We start from the raw sequence: 14,916 nt of genomic DNA on the forward strand, positions 1-14,916 counted from the left end.
CTTGAGGATCAGCGCGAGGGTGTTGGAGCGTTTTTTTTCTGGGTGATCCGAAGTCGTTTCAAGGCGTAATGAATAGCCGATTGCGAGACACCTAAACGTTTTGCTCTTTCCCATTGATAGTCATCAGGAAAATTTTGGACATCCGCAATGAGTACCTCATCAGGGATTTTCGTGGCGGGTTTATCGCGGGTCATGCAAGGTTCTATTTTATTGCACCACCGGAACAAGGTACGCATGGAGATTTCAAAATGGGCACTCGTTTGTTCGAAAGTCAACGAATGCTTGTCTTTGTATGCCAGTACTCGCTTTCGAAAATCTAAGCTGTAGCCCATCTCATTTTATGCCTTGTCATCTTAGATTTAGATATTATGTCATATTAATATGATTTAGCTATATGACCTTCATTTACGTCATCTGAAGCGGCTGTATAATAATCAGATCGACAGTGTAAGGGACTGTATAGCAAGGTATTTCCCCGCAGGGACTCGAGTCAGTCGCCCCCAATGTGGATTTATTCTCTGGCTGGAGCTTCCGAAAGGCTTAGATACGTTACTTCTCTTTCATTCGGCATTGGATGAAAAGATATTGTGTATGCCTGGATTACTTTGTTCGGGAAATCAATCTTTTAATAATTGCCTACGTTTAGCAGTCTGCTTCGAACTTGATGAAAGTCATCTTGACGGCATAGCGAGATTGGGAAGGCTTGCCTGCAAACAGCTAGAACAATAACCTGCACAGAACAATAGAATTCCGATTCGCGCACAAACTTTATTAATTCCCCCCTGAGCGACGAGACACATTTAAAAAATCTGGTATACATCATAATAATTTATACCAGATTAGTTAGATGATTATCACCACTATGCTAATTCATTAAGACCAGACCATTTCATGTTTAAAACAACAATTCACAGTGGTTGCATGAATACTTTGGCGTCTCGTCCCCGTTCATCATAGCATGTTGAGTGATGCATGTTTTCTTTTTCATTTCAATAATATGCTCAGAAGAAGTGATTTTATATATATTATTGATATAAAACCCTGCATTATTTGCAAGTTCCTCATATTCAGATTGATAGCGTCCCCTAAAAAGAATAACCATAAATAAATGAAAAGAAATATCCTCCACATTATTTTCTTCTTTAATTGTATCAATAATATAGAGTACTGAATCATCACGCATAACTTGATGGATATTCTTAAGAATATCGGTCATGTAGACCACTGTGTTGAAAAGAGCCAGTAACGCCATCAAACACGGTGTGGCGAAATCGCAAAATCATACTCTCTGGAAAGGCGGTGGAAGAAAGAACACTTGATGAAAAGTGATCATTTTTAGGTAATAAAAAATTATCCAGATTCACAAAAGGAATATTTAATTACTTAATGACTGGGAACGATGACGTTTTGCGACCTGATTAGAAAAATTGCTACCAGCACTGCCAACCACTCCCGTAATCACATTAGCCGGTGATTGAATAATGCCCGAACAGTTATGACATGCCGGGAAATCTTGTCCAGCATTTGCTGTGGTTAACCGTTTGGTAAAAATTGATGATTGAAGCATTGCCTTGTCATAGCGTGCTGGATTGAGAGGTTCATTCTGATCTGCTGTAATAAATATCTGGTTCAACGCTTGTACTTCGGCATGCAGACCGGCAATACCTGCCATTGTGGGCAAAATGCCCCCGTTATGTGCAATATGATCTTCAACCAGGCGTTGAATCATCGGGTGTAGCGTTTGCCCATTTCTTTCATACATATCCTGTAATGCTTTAATAAAGGCAGGAGTATTTATTACACGATATTCATTTGCCATATTATTTCTAAATATATCTTCGATATCATAGGCAAGTTTATTTCTCCGTGGTCCTATCGGTCTGTTTATTTCGATCGTTTTTTGGGGAATTAATTCTACCCCCCTAAACAATTTTCCGGGGGCTAAGTTATGATTGTTGTCTTTAAAATTAACAAAACTATCTTGATAAGTGTTGTTATGCAAATAGCCAGCATGGGCAGCAAAGTTTTGTAATGCCTTTTTGCTCTTCTCTTTACGAAGCAAGTCCGTTTTATTCTGGAAACTAGACATATAAGACGATAGCAAGTGCTGATAGGCAGCAGAAACCCTTTCTGTATCTGGTTTATCGAGATGCAGACTTTCCAGAGTCGTATTTAATCCCGGCTTTTTTTTATAAATCATTTTATTGTCATAACTGTATGTCATTGTTGTTTCCTCTAATTATTGATTAAGGTTTATTGATTTTTAAAATAAATAAACCTACTATGAATTAATTATTCATTTCTATTTTATGATGAAAGTTTTAATGCTTGTCTATTAATGCTGTTAATCCTAATTTGTTTTTTGTTCTAACCAGTGTACATAAAGTTAATTAGAAGAGATTGTTTATATATCTGATGATTTATATTAAATCATTATTTTGGTTTCTATAAACATCATAATAAAATGATTTATGATCCTTATAATCATTTTCGATATTTTTAAGTTGTTCATAAATTGATAACACTTTATTGTATAGGCACTCTCCTTCTTCCGTTAAAACTAATCCCTGGGATTTTCTGACAAAGAGTTTTACACCTAATGAGAATTCCAGTTTTTTTAAGCTTCGGCTAATTGGCGACTGTGTAATAAAAAGCTCCTTTGTTGCCTTATTGATTGATTTATTTTTGGCTACAACAATAAAGTTTTCTAGTTCTTTTGAAATAAACACTGAAGTCCTTTTTTAAAAAAAATAGGGTTTAATTTTGGTATTATAAAATTATTATTGAATTTATTATATTGTCATTTTAAATAAATAATTTTATATGATAACTCATAATAATAAAAAACATTAATTATGCAATGATCATATATAGGCATTGGTATTTGTCAACACTTGAATATACAAATTATTGCATTCATTAATGTAACCTTAACATAAATAAAACTTATTGAAGAATGATGAAATGTTCATAATAAATGATAAATATTATTATTCATAAGCTTTATTTAAATATTGTCAGGGCAAGTTTGATTAATGGGAGATATCATTACGTTATAAATAAAAAAATTTCTCTTGATTGACTAATCACCTTTTATACGATTTTAAGCAGCTCATTGGAATAGTCGTTAAAAATGACATTTCAGCATCATTAACTGGTCCATGATTTAAGGCAATAATTGTTGCGTCTTCCAGATTTTTCGTATCAAGAAGAATAGAAGGTTTCATATTTCCCGTTCTTCCATTTGGCAATGGAACCAATTTTCCTTTATCTACCCTAAATTCATAGAGCTCCATTGATATTTCATAAAGTGGCGCTCCTGAGCTTTGTCCACCGGCCTCAGTATTGACTGCGGTAGAAACCCAAACAGTTGAGCGATCTTTGGTATATTTTATGAATGTGGAAAGATCACTCAACTTAGGTGTTCCCCCTTTCTTCCATTTATTAATTTCATCGATAATATGTTTAGGTAAATTTTCTACATTGTCATTACCCAAAAACACGCTGGCAAATTTTCTCGCTTTTTCACTATCAAGATGTACCCAAGCCTTAAATCCCTCTGGGCTATTTTTTTGTAACTCATCAAAATTCCGGTTATCTGCACGATATAGTGTAAATGATTTTTTTACACCGTTTGTTAGTGCCGGGGTTGATGTTGGTGTCGCTTTCGGGTTTCGTATATCACTGACAGATGTTTTGATAGACGTGCTGGCAGAAGCCATAGGTGCTTTTGTAGCCTGTTGAAATGGTCTTGTCTTTAAAAGTGAATACAATGGACGAGGGGCAACACATGGGCGCACGGTTTGAGTTTGCGAATCAGGCTGCTGAAAGTTTTTCCTCAATTCCGCTATTCTTGATGTTATTACATTCTCACTATTGACAGTGTTTTGGGTAGGACGGGAGGATGGATTTTTCTTTTCTTCTTTCTGTTTTAAACAATACATAATAATACTCCGATTTAAATAAACTGTTATTTAAAGATTTAGCAAAATAAAAATAAATTCCGAAATTTTATTAATATCTGTCAGATATTTCTGTTTGATAATATCTGAGTTTGTGTCACTTGTTCCACTGTAGAAGAAATATCGTTCACTTGAGTCACATTATCTTGATCATCGGTGAGGCTAATCGGTATTGTCACTGAATAATTCAGGGAAAGCCGCGGGCGATTTCCCAGTGACTGCCAAAAATTGCCTAAACTGTTTAAACTTTCTTTCGGCGGTACAACCTGAGTGTAAGCGCCAGGAATGCCCGCCAATTGGCGGTTATTAATCAAGGCATTCAAGACTTGTGACATAACTTGTATTGCCTGATTATCAGGTTGGCTATCTGGGCTGCCGGGATCTATTGCGGGTTTGTTCGATTCCCAATAGGTAATCAGATAATTACATTTAATATTGACCCAACCCGGCAATAACCTCCCTGAAGCAGCATTAAACGCCCTGGATTCTGTTGAACGAAGTTGTAGATCCTCATGGATATCATAGAGAAAGACACTCACCATCGCATCAGATTGCACGGTATCCAGCTCAGGCAGATCAAAACGGATCGCAACTTTTTTATCCAGATATTTTTCCAGAATCGCCTTCATTGCCTTATTGACATCAATAATGGTTTGCGTTTTTGACATAGGAAAATCCTCTTAATTTATTATTGTGATAACTATTCAGTTATTAGTGTATTTAATTTTTAGGTATTTTTATTTCTATGAATTTTGGAAATTCAGTCGCCCCACTTTGGCTAATTCACGTGATAATGCTATTTCAATATTTTTATTACTGACTTCGTTATGGTTATTCTCTGCGGCAAAAAGTGAAGACAATAAAGCAATATTACGAATATTCGCGCCTGTTACGCTTGTTTTTAGCGCTAATTTATCGAAATCTACATCTTGGGCGACTTTTATATTTTCAGGCCAGATTGTCTGCCACATTTTCTTACGGATTTTTTCATCCGGGTAAGTAAAGCGGGTAATAAAGGTAAAACGTCGATTAAAAGCATTATCCAAATGATTGCGGTTATTCGTCGACAAAATCACTAAGCCCGGAAAATTCTCCATGCGTTGCAGTAAATAAGAGACTTCAATATTGGCATGTCGGTCTTGCGCATCTTTGGTTTCACTGCGCTTACCAAATAAGGCATCTGCCTCATCAAAAAATAAAATACCGGCATCATGTTCTGCTAAATCGAAAATGCGTGACAAATTTTTCTCTGTTTCACCGATGTATTTATTTACGACGGTAGATAAATCTACTTTGATTAAGTCAACACCAATGTAATTGGCAATCACTTCTGCCGCCATCGTTTTCCCTGTACCGGAATCACCATAAAACAGGGCACTGATACCGGTGCCATAACCAATCTTATCTTTAAAACCGCCCGCCAGAACTTTTTCCCGATGCTTAATTGCTGTCAGTATTTCTTGTATCTGTTGAGCAATTTCGTCGGAGACTAACAAGTCTTTTAATGAACGTTTAGGGATAATTCGCTGTGCTAATTGGCCGAAATTTTGCTGAGCGCGTAAATTAAGAGCTTTGCGAATATCACATTGCTGCAAGATACCTGAAGGATCTCGCTGTTGTTGGTAAAGTTTCGCCTCTTGTAAAATTAATGGCAGGGTTGCGGGATTAAATGCGTAACGTTGGCTTAAAGTTATTGCATCAATATCATTCGCACAGTTATTGGGCAAGTGAGCCGTCAATAACCTCGCTTTTTCCACCGAAGTGAAAGCGGGCATTTCAATCAGTAATGTCGATATCTTTTTCAGCCATACTAACGGTGAATACGGTTCGACCAGGCAGATCACCCTTAATTCAGGCTGGTTTAATAAGCCTGACAGGGAATCTAGCAAGTGTTTATTCTGTTCTGCAAATAAGCAAAAGTTTCGCAACAATAAACAGGCACCACGCATACGAATTTCTCGCAAAATGGCTTTTATATGGCAAAACAGGGAGTTGTCATCGTTATCAGTCAATCTGGCGATATCCACAAGCAGCGTTTGCCGCTGTTCCGATGCCATCATATTGGCAACGGCATGGGATCTTGCACTATCGGCCATCCCTCTCAGCAAGATAACGGGCCGGATATCATCGCACTCAGATAACAAAATGTTACCCAATGCTTGTTTTAAGCCTGCTGGATAATTGCCGATTTCTGTGGGCGTTATCCACTCAACACAATGTTCCAGAGCAGGTGCAATATAATGATGCCCAAGTAAAAAATGATACACGCTGCTGTCTGTGATAAAGGGTGTATGGAGCCAGGACAACGTTTTTTGACGGTTATCAATGGATAACAGTTGGCAACCAATCAAGGGAGCCTGATGTAAAAAACTGGCCTGCTGTGCCTGTTTTTCCAGCATTGAGCGGCAAAACAGTTCCAAAGCCAACGCAAAAGAGGGCAGCCGGGATTGTGGTTCTCCCTGAACCAGAGCAAACAGGTGATAGTAGCGGTTATCGAAATGGGGCAGTAAACCTAATAGCAAAACATCCCTTTCAAAGTCAGTCAGTTCAAAACGTGTAATCAGGTCAGTTAATCGGGAGGCGACAGCGGTGATGGTTTGCGGTATTGTCAGGCAATCATCGGTGAGCCAATGAGGTTTACCCATTGGGTTATCCAGCCTGTTTATCACATCTTCTTCGCTTAACAGAAACTCATCAAGGAGGTCACCTTTCTGGCCTGATATGCAATGGAAATGGTATTGAAGAATGAGATCGATGCGCTCCAATTGGCTATATAAGAACGCTAAATGTGGATCATTATTTTGCTGAAATAAATCAGGGAAAACAGGCGCTGTATTCATAAATTTTTACTCAGACTAATTTACTGTGTTTGATGGTTATAACCACGTTATGGTGATAGGGTGGTTCAACCAGCTAAAGCTCGCTATATTCATTGGCCACGGCCATTCGCTTATTAGTGCATCATAAACTTCGGGTTTAATATGGACGTTTAATTCACTTAATTCCCCGCAACGTTGCAGAAATAAGTGCCGCACATCGTTCGCGCCCATTTTTTTCCAAGCCGGAAGTTGCACGATGGTTTTTTCCAGCCATTGGTTGATGGCAATTTGCTGTTCTAGCTCTGGTACACACCATAGCGCGTTATCATGAATGGGTAATCCACAAAGCACTTTATTGAGTGTCAACCGCCATGCGGGTATTTCCTCTTCGGCCCAAATCAGCCAATCAAGTAAACAAACGGCCTCTCTTTGCGCTTCAAGGCTGATAAATTGATTCTTTTCCAGTAAATCAAAAGCGCGGAAAAATGTTGGCAGTAACGGCCATAAAATCATGCAGCCGGCGTTGCTGATGGGTAAGACTGACTGTGCCGATGGCGTTTGAATTCTATTACTCGGTTGCGTGGATGGTACTTGCGCTGATAAAACCGATTTTAGTGATTCCCTGTGTTGCTCTCTATTTTGCAAAGTTGCAGGGTTTTGTTCTACAGCCCCCTTTGTCAGACCATAATGCTGTTGTGTAGCCGTTGGCTGATGGTGTGCTTGCATGGGCTGGAGTGCAAACGGCGGTATTGCATCCATCTGTATATCGGGTTTATTGTGAGTCTGTTTTAATAGACTATTATCATTCTGAGTGATATTTACCGTTGGCGTTTGCTTATTTTGAATTTGCAATGTAATTGCTTGTTGTAAGTCATGTGCATATTTCATCTGATGTTGCAGATAATATTCAGCCACCAAACTTAATTTTTCTGGTGTCACTTTTTTATCTATGCTTGCTTGTGTTTTCGGATTAACAAATTCAGATGTTGTTGTTTCAGTAAATAACTGACAAAGCATAGCAAGAACGTCTGGCTGGCAGATTTGAATTAAGCGACTTAGACCCACAGATTGTAAACAGTGTTTAGCTAACATAGGTAACCACTGTTGTGGTTGGTGGTTGATCTTTTGCCATAATTCATTATCAATACGCACAATATTTGTGACGTGATGTTTGCTGTTATCAGATAACCAGTATCCCTTACATAAGTAATGATCTACTTTTTCTATCAATAAATTCTCAGTAGATATTTGGTAGGAAATATTATTTCCTGATCTATCTATATATTTACCCACGGGTTTATGCATTGATAATAGGCAAGATCTTTTCTCTTCCCTCGGAGTATATTCGCAAGGATAATAATACTTTTGCAGAGTTTTTCTTAATTCAGACTTTAATTTTATGGGGAGTTCTGTTTCAAATGCATTAATATCAATATTACCTAAATCCACGAATATCCTTTCTAAGGAAAATTTTTTATTCCTGTTTGACTCTAATGCTTTGATGTTTTCTTTTATAATGAAGTATAGCTTATCATTAAATAATGACGAGCATTTATCCATTACCTTTTCACCATAATAATCTACTGACTCAATGGAGATGATAGTTCTGTGGATAATGCTATTCTTTTCTTTTTCCAATAAAGACATCAGCTAACTTAACTCCACTCACCAATATAATAAGTTATGCAAATTAGCAATGAGTATTTACTAACACCCATTGCTACTAATATAAATTAAAAAATTTCATTAGAGCTTCATAATAAAAGCCAAGATATAATACGGTACAGTGACGTTGTTATTATGGCTATGTTTACTACTGGTCAGGTCGATATAATGAGAATGTGCTTTTCCTTTACCACTTTCAAATGTATATGGCCTGTACCTAGTTATACTTGGATCCCGACCAGAGCTTCCACCGTTAACCCAATCACGCATACTGTTATCATTTGTGGAATCATTGTGACACATAGTTGACAAATTTAGGACTTCACCTTGTTCATGTTTGTGTGGACCATTTTCATCAGCGGTTAATCCATGCCCATCTGTTCTTCCTGATATACGAACACTTTGGCTTTCTGATGTGAACGTAAATTCCTTATTGTTCTCATTGCCGGAAAACGTATTTGAAGATTTACCATGTGTATTTTGTATTGTACCTCCCATAATAAATCTATCGATAAGATTAGGTGTTCCCTTAGAACCATCACACAATGCCCATCCTACTGGAATATCTTTTCCAGAAAACATCACAATCATGCCTTTTGGCAATACAGTGTTAGGATCGATAGCAACGCGATCAGCATCTATCTTAATACCATTACCAGGTTTAACATAAATTCCTGAAGAACCATTACCAATACCACCATCCGTGCGGATATTTACATCCAAACCTTCACCACCAACTTTAACTCCCCAACCGATAGCAACTTTTATTCCTGAGCCATCAACTTTAATAGTTGAATCAGCCGAATTTACTGTTAATGCACCATCTGAACTAAACTTCATCCCATTGCCAGGTTTTATGGCGATACCATTACTATCAACAACCAAACCTTTATTAGCAGCCAGTTTCACTGCAACATCGTTAGCATTAACTGTAATACCATTTCCATGACCAACACATATTCCATTAGTTTTATTAATCAAACCACTGCCTAGATCGATAGATAAAATATCTTTCTCTAATATTAATGGGGAAAAATCCTGGCTATCAATAGTGCCCATTTTTAAATTAAGCGTACCGTCATCGCCCAGCTTTAACCCTACTCCCGGGCCATTTTGTTCTGGTGCCTGACCACAAGCTTTACGCCCAACATCGGCAATATCAATTAATTGATTGAAATCGGTTTGTAAGGGAATACTGCCTTCTTTAAACTTATCTTTTAATTTATCAATATCAGGTCCAACACCTTTTGAGTCAGACAATGTTTGTTGCTCTTGTATTTTTGCAGAATAACGAATTTCTTTCATGGTTAACTCCATAAAATATTTTTAATTTAAAGTTTTGGTTAGTAGCTAATTGTTTTTTATTCTTTCTCTTGCGGAATATAGAATAATTCGTTCTGTTTTATTCTATTGGTATTCCATTGATCACCATTCTTACCGATAACTTCCTCTCTCTGATGTGGTGTGGCAACACGCATTGTCCCTATTCCTTTAAAAGCAGAAGGTAATTTACCCAGTGTCAAACTTTCCAGAATCGAATAGGCAGCATCCCCTAATGGCGTGCCATTATTTTGCCAACGTTGGTAAGTATTGCCGAAGTTTAAAAATGGTTCCCAATCCATCCAGTGAATAATCATGGAAATGTGGGCAGGGAATTCGGTAAGAATGGTTTCCTTAACCCATTCTTCTAATTGATATGGATCAACTTTGTGCTCACGTGATTTAATTAAATCACTATTTACCACAACACTAATCACAAATGAGAAACGATCCGTATTTTCATATTCTTTACCCGAAAAATGCCAACTGTACCACCAGGCTTCTTCTGGGGCAGGGAATGCTAATGTAGAATGTTTCTGACGCTCAATAACCAAGGTTCCCTTGATACGATCAAAGCTGACAACTTTTGCATATAATTTTTCTGATTCATTAGAAGATTCTTGCTCCAAACCAACTCCCCCCAACTCTTTTGTCAAGGTAATTTCATTACCTACAGCAATCATAGCCGGAAATGGAGTTTGTGCTGTGCGGGTCAGGCGCCGCTGGTTTTCAGGCAAGGATTGATCACTATCATAGGCCAGGCGGTAGTTCATATCTTCCATCCATACCGGGCTATTTTGCCAGACGAGCTTTTTCCCTTTGGCGGCGGTCATTACCCGTTCCAGATTGTATTCCAGTTGAGTACTGTTGCCCACGTCCAGCCAAAACTGATCCCCTTCGGTTTTGGTGATCATTTGACTACGCACAGTAAATCGGTTTTCGTTCTGTTCGCCTTCATAGAGAATTAAATCAATCACCTGTCCCTGTATCAGTTTTCCATCAATACCGATTTGCTTAATCACCAAATAATGTTGATCAGTTTGATTTTCCCTTTCTGCTGTCACTGAATCTGGCTTCTGCTCTTCATCAAACTGGCTGTTGGGTTTGACTGGCAGCAATGCCCGGTGCTCCACCAGATAAAAAGGCAGTTTGCTCAGGTCAGGCTTTGGCTTAAATAATTCCCCGCCTAACCCCATGCGGGCAGCAATGCGCTTTTGTAGCGACGAAACTTGATCAATCCGAATATTGGCACGGTGATAAGTTAATGTCGGTTGTTGAGCCAGATAGCCTTGTTGCACAGCGCGAAAATCACTGATGTTGGTGGTAAAGGTACGTGGTGCTCGCTGAGTGCCAAAGTATCCGAGCAGATAATTGACGATATCCAATTCGTGATCGCTATCGTGCGCAATCTCTTTTAGTAATTCCTTTAATTTGTGAGCGTAATTTTGGTGGACATCATCACTGACAGAGCCTAGCTTAAACGGCCATTGATCGCCCCAAACTTCGCATCCTTCACGCTTAAAAGCCAATAATTTGGGCAGCATGGCAATTTGCTGACAGCCGCAAGCCAGCAATTGTTCAAATGGCAGCATAAATTGATGAAGTGACAACAGGCGTTGGGTATGTTCACTTTCAGATAAGGGTTGCTGTAACTCATAGCAGGCAGGCAACGTATCGCTGACGGGATAATAGTGCTCCACATCGCGATGCTTACCATAAGGTAATACCACGGGTTTATTATGAATCAAGGAGGGATTGGATAAACTGTCCCGAATTTGTTGTTCACTCACCGTGACGCTGATGCCGCCTTTGGCGATCACCTTTAGTGGACCATCATGTTGCGCCAATTGATGGATTGGATCTTTACCCCACAAGCGAGGGTAGCCGCCTTCTTTAATTGACCATGACCAGCTATCCCCTTTAATCGGCTCAATCAGAGTCTTATCAAAACTTTCATCCAGTCGAAGGCGATTTACATTCTGAATACCCTTAATCTCAAGCAGTTTATTGACCAGCCGGCTAAGATTGAGGATGAGCCGTTTGGTATAGTCACGGGATACCGGCAATTCAGGGATCCAGCCATGTTTTAATTTTGGCCCCTCAAAGATTTCATCATTGTGCATCCCGTCATTTTGTAGTGTTTCGGTGCTGAAACGCTGTGCCTCAGGCATCAGATACTGTTCTGCTGTGCTATAAACGGCAGCAAAAATACCAGCGACATCTTGCACATCGTCATCCAGTTCAATCTCCAGTAATAGCGGAAAATCAACCGGATTTGTCCAGATAATCTGACTGACCGATTCACCAATATTGCGGTTCTTGGTCAAAAAATCGGTTAACTGTTGGATGGCAGTAGCCAAATTTTCCTGACTATAGCGGGTCGGTTCCAGATAAAGACAATAATTCCCCCGCAACGTAAACTTTTTCGCCTCTTTACGCTCGACAAAGCTATATTCCCTTTTGGTGGCATCATACCAATAGGTATAGCGTTGCGTTGCCGGTTCACGGACTAATTGCACGTTACGGAACAGAAAATCCCCTTTATTCTGTTCTGATTTTGTCCAGTCACTGCTATGCAGATCCAGTAATGCTTTGCGGTAATCATCAGTGGTGATTGGTCCACAAGTCAGTATATTGTGGGGGCCAAATTCAGCGGGAAAAATTCCGTCTTGCTGTTTCTGCCCATTGGGGGCAGGGGTCAATAAGTCTGTTAAGGGAAGAGTATGGCGGTAAGACAAATCTGACACACCGTAGCTGAGTCCTTCCAGAAAAGTAACGCCGGGATCGTGTTCCGCCGTATCACTCCACAGTTTTCCGGCCTGTTGCTCAACCATTTGATGAGCCTGTTCCAGCAAGGTATCAAAGTGAATATCGTTTTTCACTTTGCGAAACAGTACATCTTTATCACTCATAGTTAATTTCCTCGGTATTGCAGCTTGTCTTCTGCTTCCCAGACTAAAATCAGCACTTCATTATCTTTGGCTTCCACTGATACGGTGATATCACTGTCTTTAGCCGCATCTGACCGACGCAGTGTTAGACAAGTAACTCGCGCAACCAGCGGCTGTTGCTGAATGATCGCCAGTAACTGGTAATAATTAATGCTGTTATTCAACATAACAGGGCGTCGCTCATCGACGCTCCAGGGCATATATGTCTCACTAAGTTGCTGTCGTAGCTGGCGATAACCAAAATCTTCGTTAACGTCTGGCTTAAAAATCACCTGGTAATTGATTATTACCTTAACGTATTGAGGATTGCTGATCTCAATCTCAGCCCAGGGAGAGCCTTTTTGCTGTAACCACTCTGCCATTTCTTGCAGGCGTGCCGAGTTTAGCACCGGACGCAAAGGGTCATCACTGTCGTTGTATCGATTGGCGGGAATGATCGTCAGTTGCTGTTTCTCCAGTGCGGGTACTCGCGTGAGCTCATCATTGCTGGGGTACTTAACATCAAAGATACTGACATAACGCTCTTTTAACAGTGTCGCCATATTGCCCCAAGTTAAGGCCCGGTTACGGTGGGACAGATGTTGGGCTCCCCGTTCAAAAAAGGCGCTGTAGGATTCCGGTACACGTCCATTCCACGACGGCCAAGGCTGATTGATCGAAGCCACCACAACGATGGGTTCAACAGGGCGTTGAATAGTGTCTGCCAGTAATGGCGTTAAGAAATGGCTGTCACTGATGCTATTGACGTTCACCAATGTTGCTGTCATGGCGTTATAGATCAAGCCGTATAACCAAGGTTTTTTCCCCCATGAACCTTCGTGTGTGGGTATTACCACGACGGCTTTTAACCAATAGCGCCCTGTTGGCATCCGGGTAGACTGAGCGGAAGCATCCGCAGGCAGAACAACTTGCCAGATGCCATCTTGATACAGGTGTTGGGTTTCATCATTGACCCACGCATCCAATGTTGCCCATTGATTCTTATTATTCAGGTAATACCAAGAAACCTTGTTAGGTTGCTGCGGCGATTTTAATTTCCAATACAGCGATAGGGTTTGCCCCGGCTCTACGTCGGTGATACCAAGGTATAACGTGGGGTTCTCTTCCAACGGCTCAATTTCAGGGCTATAACCAAAGGGGGTTAAGTGATATGTCTTGAATGAAACTTTGTCTATAGTTGTTTCTTGCACCTTTAGTGCGGTTACTGTAGGCAATGTCTGACTGTCTTTTCCCTGTAGTCTGAGCACCGGCTTACTGAAAACAAGATTATCCAACCCCTCCGGGGCGCTGATTGCTGGCTCTTTATCTGAAAGCGTTAGTATGACCTCTGTTCCCTTTCCCTCAGCAGTCAAGATTAGCCACTGGTTTCCACTACTGATTTGAGCCACCAGATTTTGGCTATCAATATCTTTATCAAAGGTAACAGTTATCTTTCTTGTCCCTTCTTCCATCGCCAGTTGTGCAGAAATCATTAATACGCCACCCAATACAGATTTATCCGTATCAGTTTCACTGAATAACCGAATTCCATCAGATGGCAATGATAATTGTGCTTGTGAATCCCAAGGAGTCGCGGTAATCCATTGCTGTTGTTCTTTTTGACGGAGCCAGCGCAAGTCACTGATATAGGCACGATTCGCCAACAGACTGGTGTCCAGCGCATATTGCAAGGCATTGCCTTGTTCATCTTGCCCTGCTTCAAATAAAGTGCCTTTAGTGAGTAGTTGTTCTGTTACTGTGGTATTCAATTCTACAGATAAGGCGACTTGATCCGGTTGTGCCGGACGGGGAGATAACCCCAAAAGCGCCCGGTAATAGAGATTGCGATGCGCCGCCGGTAAGGCATTAAATAAAGATATTGGTGTTTCCAGTAATCGTAATACCACTAACAGAAAAGCTTGATGAGGTAATAATTCCCCATTGGCTTCGATTTTCCCCTGATATAATTCGGCAAGTTTCTCCGGCGTATTATCCGCCATAAAGAAAAAATCATTCCAATGCTTATCGGTTTGATTAAAGGGAATTATTTTAGTGTACTCCTCAATATATTGGAGTAATTGCAAACTGGTTCGATTATCTAATTTAAAATCGCTCATCGGCACCAAGTCTGACAATTTTTTATTTAACTCAGTCAATTCCATAATATCACCTGTTTGGCACAGCGATTCCTCTGTGAATAAGTGATTATTCACACCATTT

Annotated in this window: 11 protein-coding genes; all 11 read right to left on the reverse strand. The window is 39.9% G+C overall.

What is annotated here, in order from left to right; all coding sequences use genetic code 11:
• Positions 1 to 8 precede the first annotated feature (8 nt).
• The 11 genes from HGO23_RS17485 to HGO23_RS17535 all read right to left on the reverse strand — a co-directional run bounded on the left by HGO23_RS17485 (position 9) and on the right by HGO23_RS17535 (position 14,858).
• Positions 9 to 332 carry an IS630 transposase-related protein gene (locus HGO23_RS17485; protein ID WP_099137150.1) on the reverse strand — a complete coding sequence of 108 codons (324 nt, stop codon included), beginning with the start codon at positions 330 to 332 and terminating at the stop codon, positions 9 to 11.
• Between the two features lie 563 nt (positions 333 to 895).
• The gene (locus HGO23_RS17490; RefSeq protein ID WP_209027372.1) at positions 896 to 1,216 is read right to left on the reverse strand and encodes a hypothetical protein; all 321 of its coding nucleotides are present in this window, start codon (positions 1,214 to 1,216) and stop codon (positions 896 to 898) included.
• A 159-nt stretch (positions 1,217 to 1,375) separates the two neighbouring features.
• Positions 1,376 to 2,224 carry a YwqJ-related putative deaminase gene (locus HGO23_RS17495; RefSeq protein ID WP_209027373.1) on the reverse strand — a complete coding sequence of 283 codons (849 nt, stop codon included), beginning with the start codon at positions 2,222 to 2,224 and terminating at the stop codon, positions 1,376 to 1,378.
• 196 nt (positions 2,225 to 2,420) lie between these two features.
• Positions 2,421 to 2,729, reverse strand: coding sequence for a helix-turn-helix domain-containing protein (locus tag HGO23_RS17500; RefSeq protein ID WP_209027374.1), 309 nt, complete (start codon positions 2,727 to 2,729; stop codon positions 2,421 to 2,423).
• A 357-nt stretch (positions 2,730 to 3,086) separates the two neighbouring features.
• On the reverse strand, positions 3,087 to 3,944 hold the full coding sequence (locus HGO23_RS17505) for a hypothetical protein (RefSeq protein ID WP_209027375.1): 858 nt from the start codon (positions 3,942 to 3,944) through the stop codon (positions 3,087 to 3,089).
• Positions 3,945 to 4,024: 80 nt separating this feature from the next.
• On the reverse strand, positions 4,025 to 4,630 hold the full coding sequence (locus HGO23_RS17510; RefSeq protein WP_342355492.1) for a Pvc16 family protein: 606 nt from the start codon (positions 4,628 to 4,630) through the stop codon (positions 4,025 to 4,027).
• Between the two features lie 75 nt (positions 4,631 to 4,705).
• Complete coding sequence (locus HGO23_RS17515) at positions 4,706 to 6,802, reverse strand: ATP-binding protein (RefSeq protein WP_209027376.1); 2,097 nt, start codon at positions 6,800 to 6,802, stop codon at positions 4,706 to 4,708.
• Positions 6,803 to 6,838: 36 nt separating this feature from the next.
• A complete protein-coding gene (locus tag HGO23_RS17520; RefSeq protein ID WP_209027377.1) occupies positions 6,839 to 8,428 on the reverse strand; it encodes a contractile injection system tape measure protein in 1,590 nt (529 codons plus the stop codon).
• 99 nt (positions 8,429 to 8,527) lie between these two features.
• Positions 8,528 to 9,751 carry a tail fiber protein gene (locus HGO23_RS17525; RefSeq protein ID WP_099134326.1) on the reverse strand — a complete coding sequence of 408 codons (1,224 nt, stop codon included), beginning with the start codon at positions 9,749 to 9,751 and terminating at the stop codon, positions 8,528 to 8,530.
• 56 nt (positions 9,752 to 9,807) lie between these two features.
• Positions 9,808 to 12,678, reverse strand: coding sequence for a hypothetical protein (locus HGO23_RS17530; RefSeq protein ID WP_209027378.1), 2,871 nt, complete (start codon positions 12,676 to 12,678; stop codon positions 9,808 to 9,810).
• Between the two features lie 2 nt (positions 12,679 to 12,680).
• The gene (locus HGO23_RS17535) at positions 12,681 to 14,858 is read right to left on the reverse strand and encodes a baseplate J/gp47 family protein (protein ID WP_209027379.1); all 2,178 of its coding nucleotides are present in this window, start codon (positions 14,856 to 14,858) and stop codon (positions 12,681 to 12,683) included.
• Between the last annotated feature and the right edge of the window lie 58 nt (positions 14,859 to 14,916).

It is taken from the genome of Xenorhabdus budapestensis (genome assembly GCF_017743015.1).
In the GTDB taxonomy this organism is placed as follows: Bacteria; Pseudomonadota; Gammaproteobacteria; order Enterobacterales; family Enterobacteriaceae; genus Xenorhabdus; species Xenorhabdus budapestensis.

Excerpts from the sequence above, each read along its gene's own strand:
- HGO23_RS17485 (WP_099137150.1), bottom strand. The coding sequence starts at position 332 with ATGGGCTACAGCTTAGATTTTCGAAAGCGAGTACTGGCATACAAAGAC.
- HGO23_RS17490 (WP_209027372.1), bottom strand. The coding sequence starts at position 1,216 with ATGACCGATATTCTTAAGAATATCCATCAAGTTATGCGTGATGATTCA.
- HGO23_RS17495 (WP_209027373.1), bottom strand. The coding sequence starts at position 2,224 with ATGACATACAGTTATGACAATAAAATGATTTATAAAAAAAAGCCGGGA.
- HGO23_RS17505 (WP_209027375.1), bottom strand. The coding sequence starts at position 3,944 with ATGTATTGTTTAAAACAGAAAGAAGAAAAGAAAAATCCATCCTCCCGT.
- HGO23_RS17510 (WP_342355492.1), bottom strand. The coding sequence starts at position 4,630 with ATGTCAAAAACGCAAACCATTATTGATGTCAATAAGGCAATGAAGGCG.
- HGO23_RS17515 (WP_209027376.1), bottom strand. The coding sequence starts at position 6,802 with ATGAATACAGCGCCTGTTTTCCCTGATTTATTTCAGCAAAATAATGAT.
- HGO23_RS17520 (WP_209027377.1), bottom strand. The coding sequence starts at position 8,428 with ATGTCTTTATTGGAAAAAGAAAAGAATAGCATTATCCACAGAACTATC.
- HGO23_RS17525 (WP_099134326.1), bottom strand. The coding sequence starts at position 9,751 with ATGAAAGAAATTCGTTATTCTGCAAAAATACAAGAGCAACAAACATTG.
- HGO23_RS17530 (WP_209027378.1), bottom strand. The coding sequence starts at position 12,678 with ATGAGTGATAAAGATGTACTGTTTCGCAAAGTGAAAAACGATATTCAC.
- HGO23_RS17535 (WP_209027379.1), bottom strand. The coding sequence starts at position 14,858 with ATGGAATTGACTGAGTTAAATAAAAAATTGTCAGACTTGGTGCCGATG.